17 protein-coding genes and 1 tRNA gene are annotated in these 25,158 nt (G+C 56.7%); 4 read left to right on the forward strand and 14 right to left on the reverse strand.

What is annotated here, in order from left to right:
• Window positions 1-21: 21 nt before the first annotated feature.
• A complete protein-coding gene (locus tag IEX96_RS04375; protein WP_150004415.1) occupies window positions 22-219 on the forward strand; it encodes a DNA gyrase inhibitor YacG in 198 nt (65 codons plus the stop codon).
• A gap of 84 nt (window positions 220-303) precedes the next feature.
• Window positions 304-379 (forward strand) — tRNA-Phe (locus tag IEX96_RS04380).
• 58 nt (window positions 380-437) lie between these two features.
• Here IEX96_RS04380 and IEX96_RS04385 read toward each other — a convergent pair.
• Complete coding sequence (locus IEX96_RS04385; protein ID WP_150004416.1) at window positions 438-1,211, reverse strand: glucose 1-dehydrogenase; 774 nt, start codon at window positions 1,209-1,211, stop codon at window positions 438-440.
• Window positions 1,212-1,464: 253 nt separating this feature from the next.
• Between IEX96_RS04385 and IEX96_RS04390 the strand changes: the two genes are divergently transcribed.
• Both IEX96_RS04390 and IEX96_RS04395 read left to right on the forward strand, forming a co-directional pair.
• Window positions 1,465-4,359, forward strand: a complete 2,895-nt coding sequence (locus IEX96_RS04390; RefSeq protein WP_150004417.1) for a TonB-dependent receptor plug domain-containing protein — start codon at window positions 1,465-1,467, stop codon at window positions 4,357-4,359.
• A 78-nt stretch (window positions 4,360-4,437) separates the two neighbouring features.
• Window positions 4,438-7,743, forward strand: a complete 3,306-nt coding sequence (locus IEX96_RS04395; RefSeq protein ID WP_150004418.1) for a TonB-dependent receptor domain-containing protein — start codon at window positions 4,438-4,440, stop codon at window positions 7,741-7,743.
• Window positions 7,744-7,907: 164 nt separating this feature from the next.
• Here IEX96_RS04395 and trxA read toward each other — a convergent pair whose 3' ends face one another.
• The 13 genes from trxA to IEX96_RS04460 form a co-directional block, all read right to left on the reverse strand.
• Window positions 7,908-8,228: a thioredoxin gene (gene trxA, locus IEX96_RS04400; RefSeq protein WP_150000108.1), complete on the reverse strand. Its 321-nt coding sequence runs from the start codon at window positions 8,226-8,228 to the stop codon at window positions 7,908-7,910.
• A gap of 137 nt (window positions 8,229-8,365) precedes the next feature.
• On the reverse strand, window positions 8,366-11,815 hold the full coding sequence (addA, locus tag IEX96_RS04405; RefSeq protein ID WP_150004419.1) for a double-strand break repair helicase AddA: 3,450 nt from the start codon (window positions 11,813-11,815) through the stop codon (window positions 8,366-8,368).
• Window positions 11,812-14,838 carry a double-strand break repair protein AddB gene (addB, locus tag IEX96_RS04410; RefSeq protein ID WP_150004420.1) on the reverse strand — a complete coding sequence of 1,009 codons (3,027 nt, stop codon included), beginning with the start codon at window positions 14,836-14,838 and terminating at the stop codon, window positions 11,812-11,814. The genes addA and addB overlap by 4 nt, the downstream gene beginning before the upstream one ends.
• Window positions 14,839-14,847: 9 nt before the next feature.
• Window positions 14,848-15,618 carry a nucleotidyltransferase family protein gene (locus IEX96_RS04415; protein ID WP_229773525.1) on the reverse strand — a complete coding sequence of 257 codons (771 nt, stop codon included), beginning with the start codon at window positions 15,616-15,618 and terminating at the stop codon, window positions 14,848-14,850.
• Window positions 15,611-16,678 carry an aminoglycoside phosphotransferase family protein gene (locus IEX96_RS04420; RefSeq protein WP_150004421.1) on the reverse strand — a complete coding sequence of 356 codons (1,068 nt, stop codon included), beginning with the start codon at window positions 16,676-16,678 and terminating at the stop codon, window positions 15,611-15,613. Before IEX96_RS04420 ends, IEX96_RS04415 begins: the two co-directional genes overlap by 8 nt.
• The gene (gene tsaE, locus IEX96_RS04425) at window positions 16,675-17,160 is read right to left on the reverse strand and encodes a tRNA (adenosine(37)-N6)-threonylcarbamoyltransferase complex ATPase subunit type 1 TsaE (RefSeq protein WP_150004422.1); all 486 of its coding nucleotides are present in this window, start codon (window positions 17,158-17,160) and stop codon (window positions 16,675-16,677) included. The genes IEX96_RS04420 and tsaE overlap by 4 nt, the downstream gene beginning before the upstream one ends.
• Before the next feature lie 21 nt (window positions 17,161-17,181).
• A complete protein-coding gene (locus IEX96_RS04430) occupies window positions 17,182-19,623 on the reverse strand; it encodes a PAS domain-containing sensor histidine kinase (RefSeq protein ID WP_150004423.1) in 2,442 nt (813 codons plus the stop codon).
• A 130-nt stretch (window positions 19,624-19,753) separates the two neighbouring features.
• On the reverse strand, window positions 19,754-21,049 hold the full coding sequence (gene ahcY / locus IEX96_RS04435; protein ID WP_150004424.1) for an adenosylhomocysteinase: 1,296 nt from the start codon (window positions 21,047-21,049) through the stop codon (window positions 19,754-19,756).
• A 142-nt stretch (window positions 21,050-21,191) separates the two neighbouring features.
• On the reverse strand, window positions 21,192-21,485 hold the full coding sequence (locus tag IEX96_RS04440; protein ID WP_188873523.1) for an HPr family phosphocarrier protein: 294 nt from the start codon (window positions 21,483-21,485) through the stop codon (window positions 21,192-21,194).
• The gene (locus IEX96_RS04445) at window positions 21,482-21,910 is read right to left on the reverse strand and encodes a PTS sugar transporter subunit IIA (protein ID WP_150000117.1); all 429 of its coding nucleotides are present in this window, start codon (window positions 21,908-21,910) and stop codon (window positions 21,482-21,484) included. Before IEX96_RS04445 ends, IEX96_RS04440 begins: the two co-directional genes overlap by 4 nt.
• A gap of 21 nt (window positions 21,911-21,931) precedes the next feature.
• Window positions 21,932-22,837 carry an RNase adapter RapZ gene (gene rapZ / locus IEX96_RS04450; RefSeq protein WP_150004425.1) on the reverse strand — a complete coding sequence of 302 codons (906 nt, stop codon included), beginning with the start codon at window positions 22,835-22,837 and terminating at the stop codon, window positions 21,932-21,934.
• Complete coding sequence (locus IEX96_RS04455) at window positions 22,818-23,267, reverse strand: HPr kinase/phosphorylase (RefSeq protein WP_150004426.1); 450 nt, start codon at window positions 23,265-23,267, stop codon at window positions 22,818-22,820. Before IEX96_RS04455 ends, rapZ begins: the two co-directional genes overlap by 20 nt.
• Window positions 23,268-23,344: 77 nt before the next feature.
• Window positions 23,345-25,147 (reverse strand): sensor histidine kinase, encoded by a 1,803-nt coding sequence (locus tag IEX96_RS04460; protein ID WP_229773526.1) that lies wholly within the window; start codon window positions 25,145-25,147, stop codon window positions 23,345-23,347.
• Window positions 25,148-25,158: the final 11 nt, after the last annotated feature.

Here is a 25,158-nt window from a genome sequence, read left to right on the forward strand (position 1 = left end):
GATAATCAAGGAGCCGCGCTCATGAGCGGAAAATCCCCGGCCGGTAAAAAACCGCGCTGCCCCATGTGCAAAAAACCTGTCGTAGAGGCCTATCGGCCGTTTTGCTCCGATAGGTGCAGCAAACTGGATTTGGCCCGCTGGTTTGGAGAGGCCTATGTTTTGCCGGGCGAAAGGCCGTTTGATGGTGCAGATCTGGATGAAGAAAAGAATTCTTTCTAGAGCCTCTGGACAGGGTCCAATTGATTGCTTATAAGCAGCCCCCACAAGCGTGGCGCACGCCATGTTTGGGCTGTTAAAGCCAGTGCCCAGGTAGCTCAGTTGGTAGAGCATGCGACTGAAAATCGCAGTGTCGGTGGTTCGATTCCGCCCCTGGGCACCACTTCATTTCCCATCCCGTTTTCACATGTTTTTGGACAGGCGCGGCGCGGATATTGCGCTTATTGGGCGCTTAATCCTCCATCGATGGCCAGTTCTGCGCCATTGACGAATTTCGCTTCATCGCTGGCCAGATATAACACGGCATAGGCCACATCATTGGGGTCGCCCAAACGCTTCATGGGATTTTGCCTTGCCAGCTTCTCCACCAGAATATCGCGCGGCATGCCGGGCACAACGTCATCAAGAATGGCGGTGTCGATAAAGGCCGGATGCACCGAGTTGCAGCGAATCGGATATTTGTTATGCGCACAATGCAGGGCCACCGATTTGCTGAAGTGCCGCACCGCTGCTTTTGCCGAGCAATAAGCGGCCAGATTGCCATCGGCGATCAGCCCCGCAACCGAGCTGATATTGACGATGGCCGCGCTTTTGCTGTTCTTCAATGCGGCCATGGCGGCGCGGCAACCAAAGAAAACACTATCCAGATCCACAGCGTGCATTTGCCGCCAGTCTTCGGTGCTGGTGTTTTCCACGGATCCCATATTGCCGATCCCGGCATTGTTCACGAGAATGTCAAGTCCGCCAAAATGGGCGCAGCTTTGTGCAATCACGTCTGTCCACTGCGCTTCATCGGTGACATCATGGTGAAGAGCCAAGGCATTGGGGCCAATTTCTTGGGCCACTATTCTGACGCTTTCCTCATTGATATCCGTGCAAATGACTTTGGCCCCCTGTTGGGCGAAGATCAGTGCAATTGCGCGGCCCAGACCGGCTCCGGCCCCGGTAATCAAGGCCGTTTTACCTAGCAATCGTCCGCTTGTCTGGTCGGTCATGATGGCAATCCTCACTTGAAAAAAGAGCCCCGATTCAGGACGATCCTGAGCCAAGGATATAGGAAAATCTGTCCGACTTGCCTGTTTTGGCAGGTGTTGCAAACGAACAACTACCGCCAATCCCTTGCGTAGAGCCACTTGACGGACTTCGCTCAGTCAATCAATCTCGCACCAGAATATCAAAAAATTCCGATCATCGTGCATTGTTCATAATGCCCGATGATGAGGTAGCGTACCATTTGTGGGAGGTATCATGATCGACGCAAAAAGCCTGTTAAAGGCGACCAGTGCACTTGCGACATCCGCATGTCTGCTAACGGCATGGAATATGTCCGCGCAGGCGCAGCAGCAGGACGAGAGTGTCAACGAAGTTGAAGAGATCGTTGTTACCGGCAGTTATATTCGCCGGTCATCGCAAACCAGCCAGGCATCCCCGATTTCGGTTATCGGCAGTGACGATATCGACCAGATCGGTGCCACAAGCTTGGCCGGCATCACCCAGACACTGACGATCAATACCGGGTCGCAGAACAATCCCGATGCCTTTACCCAGAATATTTCCACCGGCACCAGCAATATCAATTTGCGTGGTCTCGGTGTGGCCTCGACCCTTGTTTTGCTGAATGGTCGCCGGCAGGTGGTCAGTGGGGCCACGACCGATGATGGTGTGAGCTTTGTCGATACGTCTTCGCTCATCCCGATGATCGCGCTCGAGCGCATGGAAATCCTGAAGGATGGTGCGGCGACCCTTTATGGTTCCGATGCCGTGGCGGGCGTTGTGAACTTCATCACCCGCGATCGCTTTGAAGGATTTGAAATTCGCGCCGAATATCAAGGCGTTCAGGATGAAGGCAGCCAGAGAGATCTGAAAGTGGAAGCCATGGGCGGCGTTCAGTTTGATCGCGGCTATGCCGTTGCCGCCATCAGCTATCTGGACCGCTCGCCGCTGACCACTCAGGAAAGACGCCTCAGCCCCTTTGGTGGCCCGGATGTCAGCTCTATCGGCCAGCCGGGGACATTCATTCTGACAGCACCGCCGCCTGATCCGCTGGCCGGAGCCATTTTCAATGGTCTTGTGGGTGCGGGCCAAACCCCGGCCTTTGCTGATCCGGGTTGCGCTGCCAATCCCAATTCCATTGCGCCTGATGCGGTGCCTGCTTTTGGCATTCCCGCCGGAGTTGTTGGTTTTTGCCAATTGGATTTCGGTGATTTCTTCAATCTGGTTCCGGATGAAAACCGTCTGCAAGGCTTTGCCAAGGTCGGGTATTCCATCACCGATGATCTTGAATTTTTCACGGAAATTTCTTTTGCCCGCAATCGGGCAACGCGCAGCAATACGCCAACCTTCCCAAATCTGACGCCACAATTGATTCCGGGCTTTTTCGGGTCTTTTGCGCCGGGCACCTTCGGTGATCCGAACAATCCGCGCAGCACGCCGCCCAATCCGTTCAACCCCTTTGGTGTTGATGCCATTGCATTGGTGCGTCCGCTTGGTCAGGGCGAGCCTGCCGACAGTACCCATGATTCCGATACCTACCGCGTTGCGGCAGGTCTGACTTGGGATATCGACGACACATGGCGTCTGGATACAGATGTGGTGGCCGCGCAAAATGATTTCACATTGTCGGCACAAGATACGCTGGCCAGTGAATTCTTCTTTGCCTTGAATGGTCTTGGCGGGGAAAATTGCGATCAGCTCACCGGTACGCCGGGTGTTGGTAACTGCCAGTTCTTCAATCCCTTCGCATCATCCTTCACCGCGCCCGAAGGGGCCACGGTGATCAATCCCACCACCGGGCTTCCGGTTCCTGTCGCCAATAGCGACGAGATTTTCGATTTCGTTCTCGGACGTAATCTTCTGGATATGGATTCCGATCTGCTGGTGGTGGATACGGTGCTTTCCGGCGATCTTGGTGATACGCTGCGCTTGCCGGGCGGTCCCATCGGCGTGGCCATCGGTGGCCAGTTCCGCCATGAAGAATTTGGCATGAATGCCGACAGCAATTCCAATAATGGTAACTTCCTGTTTGTTTCCGGTGCCGGCACACGCGTCGCCGACTGGGACAGCCAACGGGATGTCTATGCGGCCTTTGCTGAAATCAGCTTGCCGGTAACCAACTGGTTGGAAGTCAGTTCTTCGGTGCGTTATGAAGATATCGAAGATGCCGGTGATACGGTGGACCCGAAAGTGGGTGTGCTGGTCACGCCAAGTTCCGATCTCAGCCTGCGCGGCACATATTCCACATCCTTCAGGTCGCCATCTTTGTTCCAGCAAAATACCAAAGGGATTGTGGCGCTGGCACAGCTCAATGATCCTTTGGTGGGCAATACGGCGTTTTTGGCCGAATTCACCACCGGCAATGCCGATCTGAAGCCGGAAACCTCGCGGCAGTTCAATCTGGGCGGCACATGGGAGCCATCGGCAATCGAAGGTCTGACCATTGATCTCGATTATTGGAATTTCAAATTCCGTGATGCCATCGTCAAAGAAAATGCCCAGGCCCTGCTGGACAATGCAGCGGCGCAGGGGCTCCCGGCATTGTTGAATCCGGAGCGTTTCGTGCGTCCTTTGGGGGCCGCCTTGCCTTTGCTGTCTCAGGTCAACACACAGTTCGTGAATGCGCCGAGCATTGAAACCGATGGTTTGGATTTCAAGGCACGCTATCGCATGGATACGGATGTGGGCACCTTCTCGCCATTCTTTGAAGGGACCTATATCTTCAATTACGATGTGACCGACCCCACCCTTGGCATCACCATCAATGCCGTTGGCAGCCGCAACTTCCGCAATGTGGGTGATCCCACGCCGCGCTTGCGCTTCAATGCAGGTATCAACTACCTGAATGGCCCGCATAATTTCTACCTCGTTGGTCGTTATATCGATGATTATGATGATGACCAGATCAGCCCCACCGGCGACGGTGTGGAAGAAAATGGCCGGGTGGAAAGCCAATTCACCGTGGATATGCAATATGGGGTGCAATTGGGTGATCTTGTCGATTTCGCCGAAAATATCAGCGTGACGGCCGGGGTCATCAATCTCACTGGCCAAAAACCGCCGCTGGTCAATACCAATGGTGGCTTTGATAGCCGCGTACATGATCCGCGTGGCCGGGTGATGTATGTGCGTCTTTTGACCAAATTCTAAAATATCAGGAGCCAGCCAATTGGCTGGCTCCTTGCTATCCAAAAGAACAAACAGAAATCGCAACCCGCCGGGGGGATTATGAAAACCATATCCGCGTTGAAATTTGGAACGGCCCTAGCTTCATTGTCTTTCGCTGCGCTTCATGCCGTGCCGGTTATGGCGCAACAGGGCAGCGGCTCTGACACCGGTCTTGAAGAAATTACGGTAACGGGGAGTTATATCCGCACCCCCCGGCAAAAAGACCGCCCGTCGCCGATTTCGGTAATCGGTCAAGATCAGTTGCGAGATATTGGCGCGGCGGATATTGCCGATCTGACCAATACGCTGACCATCAATAATGGCGCCCAGAACAATCCCGATGCCTTTACCCAGAATCTGACCACCGGCACGGAAAATATCAATCTGCGCGGCCTTGGGCTTGCCTCCACATTGGTGTTGTTGAATGGCAAGCGGCAGGTGAATTCCGCCGCACCTTCCGATGATGGTATTCTGTTCGTCGATACCGCCTCGTTGATCCCCATGATCGCCCTTGAACGCACGGAAATTTTCAAGGATGGCGCTGCCGCCATTTACGGGTCCGATGCGGTGGCCGGTGTGGTCAACTTCATCACCCGTGATGATTTTGAAGGCTTGGAACTGAAAGCGGAATGGCAGGGCAATACCAATAGCAGCCAGAATGATTTCAAGATTGAAGGCCTGTGGGGCGGCGGCAATGATCGCACCCATCTTACCGTTGCCGCCAGCTATCTGGATCGTTCGCAGCTGACCACCCGCGAGCGGGATCTGCGCCCCGAAGCCTTTACCGGTCCCAATGGCCTGAGCGTTTCAACTCTCACCAGCACGCCGGGCAATTTCATTCCGCTGACAGCCCCGCGGTCCGATCTTAATCCTGCTCTCGCGCCGCTGACCAATATTTTCAATGCGGGCTTCGATAATGCGGTGCCCTTGTTCAATTTTGAAGGCATTGGCCCGGTTGCCGGAACGCCGGTGATTGCCAATCCATTTGGCGATGGCTTTTTGGTGGGCAGCTTCGGCGGTTTCCAGTTCCAATCGCCTGATATTGCCGATCCCAACAATCCGGCGTCTTTCCTGTCGGGGGCTGATGGTATTCAGGATGCCTTTACAGGAACGGTTTTGCCGCAGCTTCTGGCCGTTTCTCCCGGCCTGATTGATCCCAGCCTTGCCAATTTCAATATTGCCGGACTTGCGCCGGATCAGCAGGCCGCGCTGCAATCGGCATTTGGCCAGTTGAACGCCGCTACCGATGCCGCAGGTTTCGGGACACTTTTGGTGCCGGATCCTAATTGCGCTGCAGCCGCAGCCATCGACAGCGATGTGGTGCCCGCATTTTCCAGCGTTACCGATCCTTTGACCGGGCAATCGGTGGATGTGGGGGCCTGCCAATATGATTTCGGCAAGTTCTTCAATCTGGTTCCCCGCGAAAGCCGCTTGCAAGGCTATGCCAGCCTTAACCATGAATTCAACGAAAAGGCTGAATTCTATGGGGAATTTGCGTTCTCGCGCAATCGGGCGCAGCGGGAAACATCCAATTTCCCCATAACCTCGCCGATCGCTTTATTGCCGAACAATCCGTTTAATCCTTTTACCGGCTCGGCGTCCTTGTTTATTGGCCGCAGCCCAGGTGTTGGACAAACCACCGGTGATTTCTTTACCGATAGCCCCAATCCGAATAATTTCCGCCATGACACCTATCGCGTTGTGGGCGGTGTGAAGGGCGATATTACCGACAAATGGTATTATGATGTCAGCTATACCCGCGCGGTGAATGATTATCGCCTGACCAGTTCCGATGGCTTGGCTTTACAAACCAATTTGGCGCTCAATGGTTTGGCGGGGCAGGGCTGTAATCCGGCGGCCGATACGCCGGGCACTGGCAATTGCTTCTTCTTCAATCCTTTCGGTTCCGGTGCTTTGGCCGATGAAGACCAGCAGGTTCCGGTGACCGATCTGACCGGCAATGTGTTGCTGGATGAGGCGGGCAATCCGGTTCTGGTGCCTGTTTTGAACAGCGCCGATGTGATTGATTTCATCACCGGTGACATCACCCTTGATGGCAAAAGTGATCTGACCGTGGTGGATGCGGTGGTGGCGGGCAGCCTGTTTGATTTGCCAGCCGGACCTATCGGCGTTGCCTTTGGCTTCCAATATCGTCAAGACGGGCTGACCCACGATCTGGATGACGATACCAATAAGGGCAATTTCCTGTTCGTAAGCGCCGGCATCAATGATTTCACGGCCAGCCGCGATGTGTTTGCGTTCTTCTCGGAAGTGAATATTCCGCTGCATGACATGCTCGAATTGTCGGCAGCGGTGCGCTATGAAGATTATGGTGGAGCCATTGGGGATACTCTTGATCCGCGTGTTGCCATGCTGTTCACCCCAACGGATTGGCTGTCTGTACGTGGGTCTTATTCCACGTCTTTCCGCGCCCCGTCGGTGTTCCAGCAATTCGGCAACCAGACCTCTTTGAACTCGGTCATTGATCCGCGCGATCCTACGGCCCAGCCTTTCATCGCCATCAACACACGCGGCAATGAAGATTTGAGCCCCGAAGAATCGACCAATTTCAATATTGGCTTCACCGCAACGCCGGTGGCCGGTCTGGAATTGAATTTCGATTATTGGAATTTCGATTTCGACGACATCATCGTCCGCGAGCAACCGGAAGAAATTGCGCGCCGGGCATTGATTGCATCGGATCCCAATTTCGATCCGTCGTTGATTGCCAATGGCAGTGTGACGCTTGGGCCGACCGGTGGTCTGACCTTCATCAGCTCGCAGTTCATCAATGCGGTGGGGATCAAGACCGATGGCTTTGATGCGTCGGCGCAATATTCCTATGATATGTCCTTTGGTACGCTGCGCGCCGGCATCGAAGGGACCTATATCAACAGCTATAAAGCGCCTGTGGGCACCGGCAATGATGTGATCGATGTGGCGGGCTTCCGCAATTCGCAGAACTTTGCCTCCCCCATTCCGGAATTGCGCTTCAATGCCAATGTGGGCTTCTCCACCGGCGGGCATAATCTGGTGGCCTTTGTCCGCTATACGGATAGCTTCAAGGATGACCAGAATTGCGGTGGCGGCGATCTGCCGAGCGATTTCGTCGGGTCCGACCCCGTTAGCCTGACCTGTCCGGGTGGCCTGGATTTTGCCAAGGTGGCAAGCCATACAACGGTTGATCTGCAATATAGCTTTAGCTTTGGTCCGCATGGTCCGATGGAAGGAGCCAGCTTCTCGGTGGGTGCCATCAATCTGTTCGACAATGCACCGCCCTTCGTGAACACCGATGGCGGCTTTGAAAGCCGGACCCATGATCCACGCGGTCGTATGGCTTATGTGCGTTTGATCTCGCGCTTCTGATCGCGCTTTTTAGCCGACAAAAAGAAAAGGGATGGCTTTGGCCGTCCCTTTTTTATTGCCTTTTGTGATCGGTGCGGCTGCTTCGCCCATAAAAAACGCCCGGCCATATGGAACCGGGCGTTTCAGATATAAGCGCGGCGGTTAAGCCGCCATGCGCATAAGGCTTAAAGCAGGGCGTCGTCGATCCAGCTTGCGATCTGTTGCTTGGGCAGGGCACCGACTTTGGTCGCCTGCGCTTCGCCATTGCGGAACAGGATCATGGTGGGGATGCCGCGCACGCCGAAACGGGTGGGGGCCTCGGGATTTTCATCGATATTGATCTTGGCGATGATCACATCATCACGCTCGCCGGAAATTTCTTCCAAGGAAGGACCGATCATTTTGCACGGGCCGCACCATTCGGCCCAGAAATCCACCAGGACAGGTTTGTCGGATTTCAACACATCAGCTTCAAAGCTTGCATCGGTAATTTTCTTCGTGGCCATCATGGACTCCGTAAAACGCGAAATTGAGTAAGCACTAAGGGTGAACAGGAAGATCCGTCGCGGCGCGGTCTTTCATGCCGTCTTCAGCGTCAAGGTAAGAACGCCGATGGGTTCGGTCAAGCCGTCCCCCTGCAAATTCAATCGGGCTTCACCAAACTGTGTGTCTCCAGTATGGATTCGGGCAGCGTCATCAGATGCGGAACATCCGTCCATAACAGCGCACAATAGATGGATTTGTCCGGATAAATGCGCTGAAGGGCTGCTTTATAAAGGCCCATTTGTCGCAGATAGACGGGGCTGACATTGGCGACATTTTTTGGTGGGGGCCGGTTGGTTTTGTAATCCACCAGAAATACCGCGTCTTCGGTGATGGCCAAGCGATCGATTTGTCCGGAAATCGCCAAATCACCCACAAGCCCCGCCAAGGGGACTTCGGCGGCACTGTCCGGCCCAAATAACGGGTGGAAATCGGGATGGGACAAAATCGCCTCCACCTCGTGCCACCAGCGGTCGACCATCTCTGGCGCAAGGCCGTGAGCGGGTTTGGATAAAAACCGTTTTGCCGCGGCCTCTCGTTGATCGGAGGGAAGATCGGGCAACAGCTCCAAAAGCCGGTGGATCAGCAAGCCACGTTGATAAAGGCCGCTTGGCCCGGCAGAGAGCGGGCTGGAACTGGCTGGCTCATCGCCATCAGGGCGCGATGGGGCAAGGGGCCGTGCCGGTGTCGGTTCCACTGGTGGCGGGCTGTGCAGCCAGCTTGGACAATCCACATGGTCTGGCCGCGGCGAAGGGCTTTGCATAAGGGCGACGGTGCGGCGCTGGTCTTGTTCATAGCGTAAAAGCTGGCGATCGGGGCCGTCCTCAATAGAGAGAAGGTCGGGCAGCCGCTCCATCCCTGCCTTGATCATGTCGTACCAGCTTGTGCTATTGGCGGCGTTGCGCGATTCCCAGCCTGCCACATAAAGCCGGTCTTCGGCGCGGGTGAGCGCCACATATAAAAGCCGCCGATATTCCTCATCAGCCTTGCTGGCCAATTCTTCCCGCGCTGCTTTGACAGGCCCGACCTCCAAAGCGGAACTATTGCCGCGCCAGATCAGCAAAGGCAGATCAGGACGCGCAGTGACGCCAGCCGGGGCGATTTTCAGCAAAGACGCATCGTTTCTGGGGAGTCGGCAGCAATCGGGCAGATATACGATGGGCGCTTGCAGACCTTTTGCCCCATGCACGGTCATGATTCGCACTTCATCGCGGCCCTTTTGTTCCGGATCGCGTTTGATTTCCGCCCCGCCCCGTTCGATCCATTGCAAAAAGCGCTGTAATGAGGGTGGATGATGCTTTTCAAAATCCTGCGCCAAACGCAGCAATTCATCCAGAGGGTCCACCACCTCATAGCCCATTCGGCCGATCAACGCCTCGCGGGCGCGGCCCAAGCCTGCCAGATGGGAGAAAAATTCAAAAGGCGGGATGGTATCGGCATTTTTGCGGATGGCGTCGATCACGGCGCGGGCCTGGGCGAAGGCGGGATGGCTTGGTGATTGTTCTACCAGTGCCGCCCATAGGGTTTTTCGTCCACGATCATGCGCCAGTTTGAACAGATCACTTTCCGACATGTCCACCAACGGGCCTTTCAAAACGGTGGCCAAGGTCAGATCGTCTTCCGGCAACAGGGCCATGCGCGCACAGGCCAACAGGTCTTGCACGGCGATCTGGTCGGTGATGGTCAAACGGTCCGATCCGGCAACGGCCACATCAAGTTGCTTTAATTTTTTCACCAGATATTCAACGAACGCCGTGCGCCTTTGCACCAGCACCAGAATATCGCCGGGGCGGATGGCGCGGGCGCGGGCGGGGAGCTGTTCCTTTCGGTCCAGCATCTGGCGGATATGGGTGGCGATGCGCACCGCAAGCCGGGCTTCGGCATCGTCATCCGGTTCTTGCTGGAAAGGCACGTCCCACGCATCAAGCTCTTTTTCGCGCGGTGGCTTTGGTTCGATGGGCCATAGCTCGACCAAACCGGCATCGCCTTTGCGGCTGGCCTGATGCCGGATCGCCCCATGATCAAGGCGCAATCCGGCCGCCGTTTCAGGTTCGTCAAATACCCCGTCCACAAGAGCCAGAACCGCTTCCACCGATCGGAAAGACAGGTCCAGAGGCACCGTATGGAAGGGGCGTTTCGCCTTGGTCGCTTTGTCGCGCACCCGGTCGCGGGCCTTGATAAATTCGCGCGGATCGGCCCGTTGGAATCCATAAATGGATTGCTTCACGTCGCCCACGGCAAATATCGTGCGGTTGGGCGTGCGGGCGCTATCGCCTGCATAAAAATCCGAGGTGAGCGCCTCGATCACCGACCATTGTTCAGGATTGGTATCTTGCGCCTCGTCCACCAGAACATGGGTGATGCCCGCATCCAGCTTATATAAAATCCACGGGGCAATGCCCTCTTGTTGCAGCAAGCGTTCGGTGCTGAGGATCAGATCATCATAATCCAGCACAGCTTCGCGGGCCTTTTCCGCGTCATAGATTTTGAGAACTGCCGCACCGATGCGCAAGGCGGCATCGGTAAAGCGCGCCACTTGTAATAGCTTGACCTGTTTGCGGATTTCAAGAATTCGGGCGCCTTCTTCATGGATAAAATCCGCCACGTCCGGCCATTCGGTTTGCACAGCCTTTACCGGATAGCGGCTGGTTTTGCGGATGTCTTCTTTCTTTGTCAGAAAGACGGCGCAATAGCTGTCCCACAAGGCGATGCGGTCGCAGGGTCGGGCTTTCAACAGGGTTTCAAGGTCCGGCAGACGGTCTTTCTCGGTCTTGCCGCCCTTTTCCCGCACAAGGCGGATAAAGTGCCGGAGATTGGCCAAAGGCAAGGCGTCGTCTTCAAGGGCCGACCGGATCAGCGCGTCTTGGTCGTCATAGCCTTCCACACCCAAGGCTTGCCGGACCGCCACCAACAGCCCGTCCAGACCATAAGTGCCAATCAGATCGCGCAGCAGGCGGCGTTCCACCATCAAACTGTTCATCAATGAATCGAAATCCTGCTCGTTCACCTCATTGGCGAGGACGGACAGGGCAGCATTGAGCTGTTTGGCCAAGGGTTGGCGGGCTTGGGCAATAACCTGATCGCGGGCAAGGGCCAAAAGCTCGCGGGCGCGGCTGTCTTCCATCACCTCGAATTGTGGGGACAATCCGGCTTCCAAAGGGAAACGCGCCAAAAGAGCCTGACAAAAGGCGTGGATGGTTTGAATACGCAGGCCTTCGCTCAGATCCAGCACATGGGCAAACAGCCGCCGCGCGGTTTCACGCATGGGCGCGTCGGCTTTTTCGCCACAGCTTCGATAAATGGCGGCATCCAGCTTTATGTCGGACAGATGGGTCCATTCCCCCAAAGTCTGGCGCAGGCGATTGGCCATTTCTGCCGCCGCTGCCTTGGTGAAGGTCAGGCACAAAAGCTGTTCGGGCGGCACCCCGTGCAACAACAGGCGTAACATGCGTGCTGTCAGCACATGGGTTTTTCCGGTGCCAGCCGACGCCGCCACCCACACATTGGCTTGGGGGTGGCTGGCGCGTTCTTGCTCGGTTGTCAGGCTCATGGCGTGTCCCCTTTATCCGAGGCGGGGTCGGCTGAAGGGTCAGATAAAGGATCTGGGGCATCGGCGGCCAGATCAGGCAATTGAGTCCATTCCGCCACCCGTGCCAGATGGTCATATTCGCCATAACCCGCAAAGGCCGGGCGGGGATTGGAAAGATAGGGCGTATCGGCACGGCTAAAACGGTCCAGCAGGTGGAAAAAGCCGGCGCGGGCATCATCAATCCGTGCTTCCACTGGCTTTACAGGCTGAATGTTCACCGGTTCGCGTGTGCCGCGCAATTGCCAGAAGCTCAAAGCGCTGACGGGTGTGGGGGCAATTCCTTCAAAGGCACCTTCCTGGGCCATCCAGCCTTCCAGCGGCAATTGTGGGGCAAAGCCCGCTTCGATTTGCTTTTTCTGGGGCGGTGAGCCGGTTTTATAATCAATGATCTCAAGCGCCCCGGTGTCTTGGTGGCGGTCGATGCGGTCGGCGCGGGCGATCAGGGTAAAAGGCTGGTGTGTGTTCAGTTCCAAGGCCCCTTTTCTTTCGGTGGCCAGCGTTTCACAAGCGGCTTGGCGGCCACGCTCGATCTCGATAAAGCGGTGGCCAACCGATAAGAATCGCGGCCACCAGAAAGCCCAGATGGCAGGGCGCGTCAAAGCGGCGCCAAATGCCGCGCGGCCACAGTCCTCCATAAGTGCTTTGGCGGTTTCATCACTGGATGTGCGGTCCCAAAGGCGCAAAAATTGATCCAGCGCATCATGGAAGATGGTGCCTTTTTCCAAGGCATCTGGTTCGGCCTCCAAAGGATCGAGCGCCTGAAGTTTCAGGATATGGCGGGCATATAGCGCATAAGGATCGCGCACCCACAATTCCACTTGTGTGACGGACAAGGCCTTTGGGCGCGCCTCAAGCGGCGGGGTGGGGCGTGGTGGATCGGTGGGTGTGATCTTGTGGGGGCGATCCAATTCACGATAAAGGCTGCGAAAGCGCAGATTGGCCCCTGATAATGTGGGGGCCAGAACCTGAAGCCGCGATAGCCATCGGCTGGGGACGGTGGGGGTGCCGTCTACTTTGCTGGCGCGGGTCAGGATGACATGGGGAGCGGTGGCGGCCTGCATGAAATCATGGGCCGATTGGCCAAGGCGGCGATCTTCATCGGGAAGGCCGAAATCGGCACGCATTTTCCGGCTTAGCCACGGATCATGGGCGGGGGCTGCGGGCCATGTGCCTTCGTTTAGCCCGCCCAACACCATCAAATCCGCATGGTGCAGGCGGGCTTCAATAGGCCCCAAAATCGCAAGGCGTGGATGGCTGCCATAGCGGGGCCGCACCATTTGCCCTTCCAATAGGGCATCGAAAAATGCCGGATATTGATCGGCGGGGATGGAGTGCAGCAAGGGGGTGGCCGCAAGGGCATCGGCAAGGGCCGTGGCCAAATGTTCACCGCTTTCAAGACGCCACAACCGGTCGGCACCGCTTTTGTCATGGCTTTGGGCGATGGCCTGCGCCACATCCAGATGGCAGGTCATCAGCGCCGTTACATCTGCTTCCGGTTGATGCAGGGCGGTTTCCAAAGGCTTCAGGAGATTGAAAAAGTCCGCCAGCATTGTCTGGTCGTCTTCTTCCATTGCGGCGGTGCGGATGCTGTCTATCAAAGCATCAAGGCTGGCTTCGGGGCGGGCCCCCCGCACGGCATAGCCCTCGCGGCCGCCATGTCGGTCCAGCCTGCGGGCCAAGGCGCGAAAAACGGCCCGGTCATGGCCAGCGGCAGCCAAAGGGTGCTTCATCAGCGCCAAAAGCGAAATGGGGCCGGGATCGGCGGCCGCAGCCACAACCAGTCGCAAGAACGTTCCCACGGCGCTGCGGTCTATGGGGTCCCCTGCGGAATCGTCGATTTGCAGGCCCCAGCGGGCCAATTCCGCGCGCACCTGACGGGCCAACCGGCGGTCCGGCGTGATCAGGGCCGCGCGTTTCCCCGGCGTTTCCAAGGCTTCGCGTAACAGCAAAGCGATGACTCCGGCTTCTTCGCCCTGGCTGTCGCAATCAATACGTGTGAGGCCCTTGAGCGCCTTTTCGAGATCGGGCTTGAAGCTATTCCAGCGCACCACGCGGTCGGCGGGCAGCAAAGCGGTGCGCAACAGATCCACCCGTTCGGCATATTTTTGCGATTGGGCCTGATCCGTCTCCGCCAGCGGCCAGTGGGCCACCTCGTGACGGGACATCCCCATATGCTGCAAAAGCTGCTTCATGAGATATTGCGGATGGCCGGGGTCCAGTGCCTCCCAATCGTCATCCGCTATCATGGGATCGAAACCGGGCAGAATTACCGTGCCATTGGGCAGGCGGGCAATAGCGGCCAGCAAATCGGCCGTGGCGGGGATCGAGCCGGTGGTGCCCGCCGCGATTATTTCCCCTTTGGGCGGGTTGGTGCGCCATTGAGCTGTCAAGGCATCCAGCAGCCGGTTGCGGCGTAAGGAAGGATCGATCTTGCCAAGGCTGGCCAAGAGTTTGGGCCATTGTTCGGTGATGACCTCTAAAAAGGTCAGGGTATGTTGCCAATGGGCGGCCAGTTCTTCGGGGGCCAGATCCTGAAGCTGCGCAAAATCCAGCCGTTCTGTGTGCACACTGTCGATCAGGCGGGCCAGATCGCGCGCCAGCTTCAAGGCACCGGCCAAGGAGGAGGGGCGGCCTTGGCCTTGGGGAATACCAAGGGTCAGCCGCGCCAGTAAAAACAGCCGTTCGGTTTCCAGAATGGCCGGTGGCAGGTCCAGACTGTCGGACGCCAGCCCGGTGATGTCGAGGCTGTCTTCTTCCACATCGCCCACCGGCATCATGCGCGGCAATAATAAAGGCACCCCGGAATTTGCCCGCAAAAACGCCTCCCGCAAGGCGCGGGCGCTGCGCCGGTTGGGCAGTAAAATGCGGATATGGCTCAAGGCCAAGGGATTGTCGCGATGCCGGTGTAGCAAAGACCGCGCCAGTGCATCGGCAAAGGACAAGCCGGGCGATATGGTGAAAACGGTTGGGGCGCTGCGTGTCATGGGGGGATGTTAATCGAGCAGAGTGCGTTCGACCAGACGCACCGCATCGGGCGATCCCACATGCGCCCATGCACCTTCATGCACCAGCCCGAACAGCCGCTCTTTTTCGGCGGATTGCGCCCAAGGTTTGCGGAGGGAAAAGACAGGATCGGAAACGGTTTCGATCACCGCAGGGTCAAGGATCTGCACACCGGCATAAACATAGGGCGTGATGGTGCGTTCGGCACGGAATGACAGCCGCCCCAACGGGTCCATCTCGAAATCGCCACGGCCATGATAGGCAAGGGCATTGCGGGAATGAACGATAAGCAGCAAGGCGTCCATTTCTTGTGGCGTCCAGCGGCTGGCCAGATGCGCCAGAGTATCTACCAAACCATCGCACCAAAAAGCATCGCAATTGAGCACGAAAAACGGATCATCTCCCAAAAGCGGTGCGGCTTTCATAAGCGCCCCGCCGGTATCCAGCAATTGGTCCCGCTCGTCGGAAATCCGGATATCCAGCGATGTATCGTGTTTGGACAGCCATTCTTGCAGCCGGTCCGCATGGGCGTGCACATTCACCACCAGACGCTCAACTCCGGCGCGTTCCAGATGCTTGATGGTATAATCGATCAGCGGGCGATGGTTCAGCTCTACCAATGCTTTGGGGCGGTCTTCCGTAAGTGGCATCATGCGCGTGCCAAGACCCGCCGCCAACAGCATGGCGGTTTTGGGAACGGGCGCATCAAAGCGCGCGCGCATTTTCAAGGGAATGGTTTTTGAAACAGCGTCTTTAGCCATTGGGTCGGGTCCTTGAGCGGGTGGGTTTGGGGATCGTTCGATCGAGCCATGCTTCTAGCGCGTCACAATCATGGGCGGCAAGATTGCGCTCCAGCAATCCCCACATGCGCGGCAGAAACGCCAGATAGCGGTCCTTGCCATCGCGTTTTGAAAGCCGGGTGAAGATACCGATGATCTTGGCGGCCCGTTGTGCCCCCAGAATGGCATAATCCCGATGGAATGCGGTTTCATCCAGGGGAGTGCCCCGAAGGCGTTGCCCGGCCAGATAGCGGGCGATCATGGCGGCTTCCAAAGGCGGCGAAACATCGCGGCGGGCATCTTGTAACAAAGACACCAGATCATAGGCCCGGTGGCCATGTACGGCATCTTGAAAATCCAGAAGCCCCACTTTGGCCAATCCGTTTCTGTGGGGCAGCCACATCAGATTATCCGCATGATAATCGCGCAAGACCAGCACCGGATTTCGGGAATCGAGACGGCAAAACAAAATGTCCCAAAGCGCTTGCCAATCGCTGACAGCCTTTTGCACATCCGGCAGATCAGGGAGAAAAGCGGGCAGATACCAATCGGTCAGCAACGTGACTTCACGCATCAAAAGCGCTGCATCATAAGGCGGCATGCTATGGTCTGGCACCTGATCCGCCACTTGATCCGCTACTTGATCCACCACTGGCAGACGGGCGGCAACAGGACGGTTATGCAAATCCACCAGCAGATCGACGGCGGCTTCATAAAGCGGTGTTTCCAGATCGGCGCGGGCCTGGATTACTTGGTTGAAACTTTGATCGCCCAGATCTTCCAGAAGCAAAAAGCCGTCATTTACGACGCAGGACAGGGCGGCGGGGGCCGAGTAGCCAAAGCGCCGTAACTGGCCCAGAATTGCCAGAAAGGGCCGCACATCTTCTTGGGGTGGCGGGGCATCCATCAAAATGGCACAGCGATCGCCGCGCACCAGCCGCTCATAGCGGCGGAAAGAGGCATCGCCGGGGATAGGGTGGCGGCTGGCATCGCCCCATCCGGCCCGGTCCAGAAATGTCAATAACGCCTGTTCGCGGCTCATGGGCGGCTGTCCTTGAAGCAGGGGGCGATCCGGTCGATCCAGTCTTTCGGGCCCTGCGCTGTGACAATGCGTGTGCCGTCGGGGGTGATCGCAAGATGGAGGTCCAAAGCGCCATGAACAAGCGCCGCATCGGCGCGGTCGGGCCATTCCATTATGATAATGGACTCGTCCACTTCATCTTCGATGCCCAGTTCCAGCAAATCGTCGGGGGATTCCAGCCGGTATAAATCCACATGCCAGATGGGCGGGGCGGCTTCACGGTCATAGACTTGCACAAGGGTAAAGCTGGGGCTGGGAACCGCCAGTTCCGGGTCGCCCATCTGGTCGCGGATGATGGCGCGGGCAAGCGTGGTTTTGCCAGCCCCCAGATCGCCGCTAAGGGTAATCATATCGCCTGTTTTTAGATGAACAGACAAGCGCTGACCCAATTGGCAAAGGCTGTGTTCCGTTGGACAGGAAAAACTGGGAAAAGCATCGGTCATGGTGTTTTTCTGGACCTTGCGTCAGCGCGCTTTGTCGGGGATGGTCGTTTGATGGCGCGGCAAAAGGCAAGTGACGGTGGTGCCTTCATTGGGGGCGGATACCAGATCCACCGTTCCGCGATGCAGTTCAATGAAGCTTTGTACCAAAGACAAGCCCAGCCCCACGCCTTTGCGGTTATGAACGTCCGATCCGGTGCTGAATTTCTTGAACACGGTGGCCTGATCTTCCGAACTGATGCCCATGCCGGTATCGCTGACCACCAGCTCTATATCCGTGTTGCCATGGGGGCGTGCCAGAACGCGGACATGACCGCCTTTGGGGGTGAATTTGATGGAATTGCCCACCAGATTGAACATCGCCTGCGTCAGCCGCCTTGGGTCGCCTTCGATGGTGCCGCAAGAGTCTTCCACGGTACATTCCAGAATGACGCCGGCCTTGCGGGCTTGTTCGCGGCTGATGGCGACGCTGTGTTCCACCAGATCGCGCACATCCATATTCTTGATATTGAGGCTCATCTCCCCGGCCTCGATCACCGCCAGATCGAGAATATCGTCGATCAGGTCGCGCAATTCCGCGGCGGCGCTGAGCACATAGCTGAGATAAGTCTTCTGTTTGTCGACCAGCGGGCCGTAAATCTCGGTCATCAGCATTTCCGAAAAGCCGATGATGGAATTGAGCGGTGTGCGCAATTCATAAGACATATTGGCAACGAATTCCGATTTCAGGCGGTCGGCGGTTTCCAAAGCCTCATTGCGGTCCCGAAGGGCATGTTCCATGTGAACGCTGTCGGTCACATCAATATGGGTGGAAAGTGTGCGGCCATCGGGCAGGGGAACAATGGCATAATCGATCACCCGCCCATCAGGCCGGTGCCAGCGCCCCGAATGGGCGCGTTGTTCGCTCATTTGCCCCAAGAGGCGTTCGCGCATGGCGGGCCAATCGCTGCCCTGATAAAGCACATCGCGGGTAAGATCGAGAATATCGCCAAAATGCGGTTCGCTGATTAAAATGTCCGCATCCAGCGACCAGATATCGGCATAGGTGGGGTTGAACAGCTTCAAGCGGCCATCGCTGCCAAACACCGCCACCGCTTCGTGCAGATTGTTCAGGGTTTCGCGCTGTACGGCGATCAAGGCATTATAGCTGCTTTCAAGGGCCAGCTTGTCGGTCACATCTTCAAACAACAGCAACAGCCCGCCCAAGGGATGCGGTTGGCCCACCATGCGCAAGGTGCTGCCATCGGGCAGATGCCAGAGCTCTTCCACCGAATCGGGATTGTGATGCAGGTCCAGTTGTTCTGTGCGCCACGCCCGGAAATCCGCCTGTTCGGGCAAGCGGCGTTTTTCACGCATGGCTTCCAAAAGGCTGGCATGGTCGGGGCGGTCCATCAGCCAATCGTCAGACAAGCGGAACAGGCGGGAAAAGGCGCTGTTGAAAAACTGTAGTTTTTGATCCGCATCGAAGATGGCCACGGGGCTGGACAGGCTGTTCAGCGTTTCTGCATGTCCATCGATCACACGGGCCAATTCGGCGCGCTTTTCTTCGGCTTCCGTTACATCCACCGCATAGCCTGCGATCAGGCCGCCAACGGGTTTGTCGGTGAGTGATAAAGCCCGCCGTTCGCCACTGATCACCGCAAAATGGCGTTCATGGACGATTTCATCCGCATCCCGCGCCCGTGCAGCACTGTCCCGCGATGAACCGGTGAGCGCATTATTGACGATCTCCGTTTGTGTCGAGATCACCTCTTGCGCCGATGTTTTCTCGACGGCGCGCACATAGGCCTGATTGACCAGAACCAGATCGAGATCCTTGCCCCGCAACCAGATGGGAAAGGGCGCAGCATCGATCACGGCGCGCAGTCTTTGTCTTTCGATCGTATCTGCTTTGAGCGCGGTTTCGCGGGCCTTGGCCTGTGTCAGATGCTCGGTTTCGTCTTCCAGCCAAAACAGCAACCGGTCCAAGCGGTCCGGGTCCACATAATCCAGAGCACGCGACAGCTTTAACGCATGGCCATCGCGGGTGGTCAGCATAACCGGTCGGGATGTTTGGGCCGGGATGTTGAGTTGCGCTTCAAGCGCGGTCATGGCTTCGGGGGTCAATCCGCCCATGCCATCATCGGGGCAGAGATCTTCCAGACGGGTGCAGATATCGGCCAGCCCCAAAAGCGCTTGGGCATTACCGCCTGCCTTGCAGCTTCCCACGCGATCGAACAGCAAATAGCCCACGGGTGCTGATTTAAAGATTGCCGCAGAAAAATTATTGGCGCGTTCGGCGATCTGTCGGGCGCTGGCGGCATGGCCGCGCTGACGCATGGCCCAAACGGCCAGAACCATCCAGAACAGGGCGGCAAGAAACAAAATTGTAAGGGGAAGAATGTCTTCAGGGAAAAGCGCAGTGGATTGATCCAATGCGATGCCGGATTCGCTTGCTGCAACAAGCACCGATATGTGCGGCATCATGGGCTTCCATTCCTTCGGACAGGCGCGTGGTTAAAATACGCTTACAAAATCCAACCATCGGACTGGAGCATAAACAAGCCGGACGCCCGGATACAAGGATCGGTGCAGGCGTCCGGCACAAGTTTTCTGTTTAGTAGCGATAATGGTCGGATTTGAACGGCCCGTTTTGGCTCACACCCAGATAAGCAGCCTGATCTTCGCTGAGTGTGGTTAGCGAGACATTCAGCTTTTCCAGATGCAAAGCGGCGACTTTTTCATCCAGATGCTTGGGCAGCACATAGACTTTCTTTTCATATGTGCCGTTGTCGTTCCAAAGGTCCATTTGCGCCAGAACCTGATTGGTGAAAGAGGCGCTCATGACGAAGCTGGGATGGCCGGTGGCGCAGCCCAGATTCACCAAACGGCCTTCCGCCAGCAAAATGATGGACTTGCCATCGGGGAAGGTGACTTCGTCCACCTGCGGCTTGATATTTGTCCATTTCATATTGCGCAAACCAGCCACCTGGATTTCATTATCGAAATGGCCAATATTGCACACAATGGCGCGGTGCTTCATGGCACGCATATGCTCAAGGGTGATGATATCCTTGTTGCCGGTGGCCGTGACAAAGATATCGCCAAGCGGCGCTGCCTGTTCCATGGTGCGCACTTCATAGCCTTCCATCGCGGCTTGCAAGGCGCAGATCGGGTCGATTTCGGTCACCACAACGCGGGCGCCCTGGCTTCTTAGCGCTTCGGCAGAGCCTTTGCCCACATCTCCAAAGCCTGCGACCACGCAGGTCTTTCCTGCCAGCATGATGTCCGTGGCGCGTTTGATGCCATCGGTCAGGCTTTCGCGGCACCCATACATATTGTCGAATTTCGATTTGGTGACGCTGTCATTCACATTGATGGCGGGGGCCAAAAGCGTTCCGGCTTTCTGCATATCGTAAAGGCGCAAAACGCCGGTGGTGGTTTCTTCGGAAATGCCACGCACATCGGCCATCAGCTCGGGATAATCCTTGTGCATCATGGTCGTCAGATCGCCGCCATCGTCCAAAATCATATTGGGGCGCCAGCCGTCTTTGCCTTCAATGGTCTGGCGGATGCACCATTCATATTCTTCTTCGGTTTCGCCTTTCCAGGCAAAAACCGGAACGCCGGTGGCGGCAATGGCTGCGGCGGCCTGATCCTGAGTGGAAAAAATATTGCATGAAGACCAGCGGACCTCGGCCCCCAAAGCGGTCAGGGTTTCGATCAGGACGGCGGTCTGGATGGTCATATGCAGGCAGCCGACAATGCGGGCCCCTTTGAGGGGTTTTTGGTCACCATATTCGGCGCGCAAAGCCATCAAGCCCGGCATTTCGGTTTCCGCGAGAGAAATTTCCTTACGGCCCCAATCGGCGAGGGACATGTCTTTGACTTTGAAGTCGGGTGCAGCGCTCATGAAGAACTCCTGTTTATTTGCCGGATGGGACCGGAATGGCTTTGGGGGCTTATAGCAATGCCTGCCGCACAGGCACAAGATAAAGAAATCTTTATATCCTGTGCGGTCGCGCCAAAACAGACAAGAGCAATGAAACCGGCTGTCAGTCGGCTTCTTGAAAGCGGTCGGCAATCAGCTCGGACAGGGCTTTTAAGGCTTCATGGGCTTGATCGCCGCTGGCGCGCAAAAGCACATGATCACCGCGTGCGGCGGCCAGAAGCATCAGCCCCATGATCGATGTGCCGCACACGGAAATTCCGTCTTTTTCTACGGAGATGGTGGCGTTGAAATTTTCCGCCGTCTTGACGAATTTCGCCGAAGCCCGGGCGTGCAACCCCCGGCTGTTCACCAGTTCGACTCGTTTTTCAATGGATGGGGAGTCTGATATTTGGGTCATGAAGATTTCGTATTGTCCTCATCGGCATCGCCCGCCAGCACCCGGCTGGCAACATTGATATAGCGTCGCCCTGCTTCTTGTGCCGCGGCCACCACTTCATGCAGCGATCCGTTGGCCCGCACGCTTGCCAGCTTGATCAGCATGGGAAGGTTTATGCCGGCGATCACCTCGACACTGCCTTGCCCCAAAAGCGAAATAGCCAGATTGGACGGCGTGCCGCCAAACATATCGGTGAGCAGGATCACCCCGTCACCGCTATCCACTTCTTCAGCCGCTCCGGCAATTTCGGCGCGGCGTTCCTCCATATCGTCATCGGGGCCGATGGCGATGGCGCGCACCTGCTCTTGCCGCCCCACCACATGTTCCATGGCAGCAACGAATTCCTCCGCAAGGCGACCATGTGTTACCAGCACCAGGCCGATCATCGTCTATTCTCCCTGATATGTTTATTCTTTTGGATGCCCATAGGTTGCGTCCCTGTGAATGATGTTGGCCCGATAGCCTTTTTCTTCCAAGATTTTTTCTAAAGTTTCCGCAACAAAAACCGATCTGTGCCGCCCGCCGGTGCACCCACAGGCAATGGTCAGATAGCTTTTCCCTTCCTGATGGTAGAGCGGCAGCAAAAACAGCACCAGATCCGATATGCGTTTGAAGAAAGGGTCGAAATTGGCATCGGCGGCCACATAATCGGCCACGGCCTTTTCCCGTCCTGTCAGGTTCTTCAAATCGGGATCGTAATTGGGATTGCGCAAAAACCGCACATCGAACATCAGATCCGCATCGCGCGGCACGCCCCGTGCAAAACCGAAAGACATCACATTGATCGACAGCCCGGAAGATTCATGCAGCGCATAGCGCATCCCCAGCCGCCGTTTCAGGTCATGAATGGTTTGGCCGCTGGTATCATAGATAAAATCGGCGCTGGCTTTCAGGGGAGCCATGATTTCCCGTTCACGGGTAATTCCGTCTTGTACCGGCCGGTCCATGGCCAAAGGGTGTCGGCGGCGCGTTTCGGAATATCGCTGGTTCAATCCCTCGTCAGAGCAATCGAAATACAGCACCGTCACGTCATAATCTGGCCGGGCTTGCAAGGCGTTCACCTGACGCAGGAATTCAGGGGCGCTGAAGGCGCGGGTGCGGCTGTCCACACCCACGGCAATGGGGCGCGTTTCTTCGGGATGTTCTGAATCCAGCCCGGTTTTCAAAAGCCGGTTCAGCAAAGACAGCGGCAAATTGTCCACCGCTTCATAGCCGAAATCTTCCAGAATTTTGAGAGCGGTGCTTTTCCCCGCCCCGTTCATTCCGGTCACGATAATGATTTTTTGCCGATCGTCAGAGGCAGGTCGTGGCATCGGGCATATCCGGTTGGTGAAGGCTTTGGGTAAAGGCCATGCGCACTTTTGCGCTGGCCGAAGGTTCAAAGGCTGTCAAGGCGATGCGGGGCAAAACAACCCCCTCGACGGTTTCGGTTTGTGGTTTGGGTAGGCGCTCGATGGCGTCAGGTGGAAGCAGGTCCACGATCAATCTTATCCGTGCGCTGGGCAGATAATCAAGCCGAACCAATCCAATGCCACGCACCTCTAAAAGGCCCCGTAATTGTTCGGGTGGGTGCGCCATCAAAAGGCCGTCGCGAGGGGCCAAGGCGACATAATCATCGGCCACCAGCAAAGCCCCCCCGTCGATAAGACGGAGAGCGAGGTCTGATTTGCCGCTTCCCGAAGGGCCGCGCAGTAAAACGGCCCCTCTTTCAAGCGCAACACAACTGGCATGCACAAGAGTCATGAGGGGAACGGTTGGCGAAGTCGGCCCATAGGTCAACAGGCAATCGACCTGTCCCGTCTTTTCTTTGAAATATTTTGTTACCCGCGGGGAAGATAGACCTGAAAGCGTGCCCCCAGAACAGGTTGGTTTTGCGTGGCGGCGGCCTGCTCCGGCGTGGGATCTGGAGCCGGATTTGCCTTTTGCGCTTTGGCGTTCGCCTTTGCCTTGCTTTTGCCTTTTGAGCGGGCTTTGGCGCGGCCTTTGGGCGCATCTTCTTTTTCATCGGCCAGCGGCGGAAAGCGGTTTTCGGCGGTGATGGCGCCGTGATGGGCTTCCACGATCTGTTTCGAGATCGACAGCCCAAGACCGGAATGGGTGCCAAAATCTTCGCTGGCGGGCCGTTCGGAATAAAAGCGCTCGAAGATCCGTTCGGCGGCCCCTTGTGGCAGTCCGGGGCCTTCGTCATCCACCACCAGCACGATCATATGGTCTTGGCGGTTCAGGGCGACGGTGACGGTGCCTCCTTCGGGGCTGAAGGAAATGGCATTTTCCAAAAGATTCGCCACCACCTGCCCGAGTCGGCTTTCCAGGCCGCGTACCATCATGGTGCCCGGTTCTGGCTCATGGAAATGGATTTTGGGCACATGATGGTCTTCACGGGTGCGGTTGGCATCCACCAGCATTGCCACCAGAACGCCCATATCCACCGGCTCCATACGCGCGCGGGTCAGTTCCGCATCCAGTCGTGACGCATCGGAAATATCGGAAATCAGCCGATCCAGCCGCCCCACATCTTCTTGAATGATCGCCAAAAGCCGTTCGCGGATATCGGGTTTATTGGTGCGACCAAGGGATTCCACGGCAGAGCGCAAAGAGGACAAAGGATTTTTCAATTCATGGGAGACATCGGCGGCAAAGGCTTCAATGGCATCGATCTGATGATAAAGCGCTTGCGTCATATCCGATAAAGACAGCGATAAATCACCGATTTCATCATTGCGATTGAGCTTGGGCAAAGTGGATTCCCGGCCAATGCCGTGACGCACCTTTTCCGCTGCCAGCGCCAGACGACGAATGGGCCGGGCGATGGTGGAGGCGAGAAAAATCGACAGCAGCAATGTGGCCGCCAAAGCCGCCCCCGAAACTTTCAAGATCATGATCTGTTCGGACCGCACGATCTGTTCGATGTCGCGCGAATTGTCGGTGACCATCAAAGCCCCCAACACCCTGCGGAAGCGCTGGACCGGGAATGCTGCGGAAAGCAAGAGCGTGCCATCGTCCAAAGACCGGATGCGGGTGCCGGATTCGCCAGTCAACGCGGAAAGCACTTCGATATAATCACTGGCCTGTTGGGTGGGTGATTCGCGATAGGCCGGAAAAATTGGCCGGTCCGAGATTTGATCCAAAAGGCCGTTGACCGTATCCAGAAGCCGATCGCCAAAAGGCTTTTTAAGGCCCAAAGGCGGTAAGGGTTCAGCCATCACGGCGCGGCTGGAGGCCAGAAACCGGCTATCCACCATCAGATCGCCTTCAATGGTGAACAGGCGCGCACGGGTAACCGATGGCCCCACAAGGCGAGAGATGATGAGCCGCGCTTCCGGTGCATGGATATCGCTGGCTTCGGGGCCTGCGGTGGCGGATTCGCCGATGGCCCCCGCCAGAATTTCCGCCTGCACCAAAAGCTGGTCCAGCCGACGGTCCACCAGATTTTGTCGAAATTCCGTCAGATAGAAAATACCGCCGACAATGATCATCAAGGCGATCAGATTAACCGCCATGATTCGCAAAACGATAGGCGAAACAGGGCCGCGCAAGCGCAGCCGCCGGGATGGCCGCGCGGGTGAGTCAGGATTTGTCTTCCCGTGCTTGCCCGATTTTTGCGCTGTGCTTTGTTTGGCCATAAGGCTGTTAC

It is taken from the genome of Iodidimonas muriae, from assembly GCF_014647255.1.
Taxonomy (GTDB): domain Bacteria; phylum Pseudomonadota; class Alphaproteobacteria; order Sphingomonadales; family Rhodothalassiaceae; genus Iodidimonas; species Iodidimonas muriae.

Excerpts from the sequence above, each read along its gene's own strand:
- addA (WP_150004419.1), bottom strand. The coding sequence starts at position 11,815 with ATGAGCCTGACAACCGAGCAAGAACGCGCCAGCCACCCCCAAGCCAAT.
- trxA (WP_150000108.1), bottom strand. The coding sequence starts at position 8,228 with ATGGCCACGAAGAAAATTACCGATGCAAGCTTTGAAGCTGATGTGTTG.
- IEX96_RS04420 (WP_150004421.1), bottom strand. The coding sequence starts at position 16,678 with ATGAGCCGCGAACAGGCGTTATTGACATTTCTGGACCGGGCCGGATGG.
- addB (WP_150004420.1), bottom strand. The coding sequence starts at position 14,838 with ATGACACGCAGCGCCCCAACCGTTTTCACCATATCGCCCGGCTTGTCC.
- IEX96_RS04445 (WP_150000117.1), bottom strand. The coding sequence starts at position 21,910 with ATGATCGGCCTGGTGCTGGTAACACATGGTCGCCTTGCGGAGGAATTC.
- IEX96_RS04415 (WP_229773525.1), bottom strand. The coding sequence starts at position 15,618 with ATGGCTAAAGACGCTGTTTCAAAAACCATTCCCTTGAAAATGCGCGCG.
- IEX96_RS04455 (WP_150004426.1), bottom strand. The coding sequence starts at position 23,267 with ATGACTCTTGTGCATGCCAGTTGTGTTGCGCTTGAAAGAGGGGCCGTT.
- ahcY (WP_150004424.1), bottom strand. The coding sequence starts at position 21,049 with ATGAGCGCTGCACCCGACTTCAAAGTCAAAGACATGTCCCTCGCCGAT.
- IEX96_RS04440 (WP_188873523.1), bottom strand. The coding sequence starts at position 21,485 with ATGACCCAAATATCAGACTCCCCATCCATTGAAAAACGAGTCGAACTG.
- IEX96_RS04395 (WP_150004418.1), top strand. The coding sequence starts at position 4,438 with ATGAAAACCATATCCGCGTTGAAATTTGGAACGGCCCTAGCTTCATTG.
- IEX96_RS04460 (WP_229773526.1), bottom strand. The coding sequence starts at position 25,147 with ATGGCCAAACAAAGCACAGCGCAAAAATCGGGCAAGCACGGGAAGACA.
- IEX96_RS04385 (WP_150004416.1), bottom strand. The coding sequence starts at position 1,211 with ATGACCGACCAGACAAGCGGACGATTGCTAGGTAAAACGGCCTTGATT.
- IEX96_RS04430 (WP_150004423.1), bottom strand. The coding sequence starts at position 19,623 with ATGATGCCGCACATATCGGTGCTTGTTGCAGCAAGCGAATCCGGCATC.
- IEX96_RS04390 (WP_150004417.1), top strand. The coding sequence starts at position 1,465 with ATGATCGACGCAAAAAGCCTGTTAAAGGCGACCAGTGCACTTGCGACA.
- IEX96_RS04375 (WP_150004415.1), top strand. The coding sequence starts at position 22 with ATGAGCGGAAAATCCCCGGCCGGTAAAAAACCGCGCTGCCCCATGTGC.
- rapZ (WP_150004425.1), bottom strand. The coding sequence starts at position 22,837 with ATGCCACGACCTGCCTCTGACGATCGGCAAAAAATCATTATCGTGACC.
- tsaE (WP_150004422.1), bottom strand. The coding sequence starts at position 17,160 with ATGACCGATGCTTTTCCCAGTTTTTCCTGTCCAACGGAACACAGCCTT.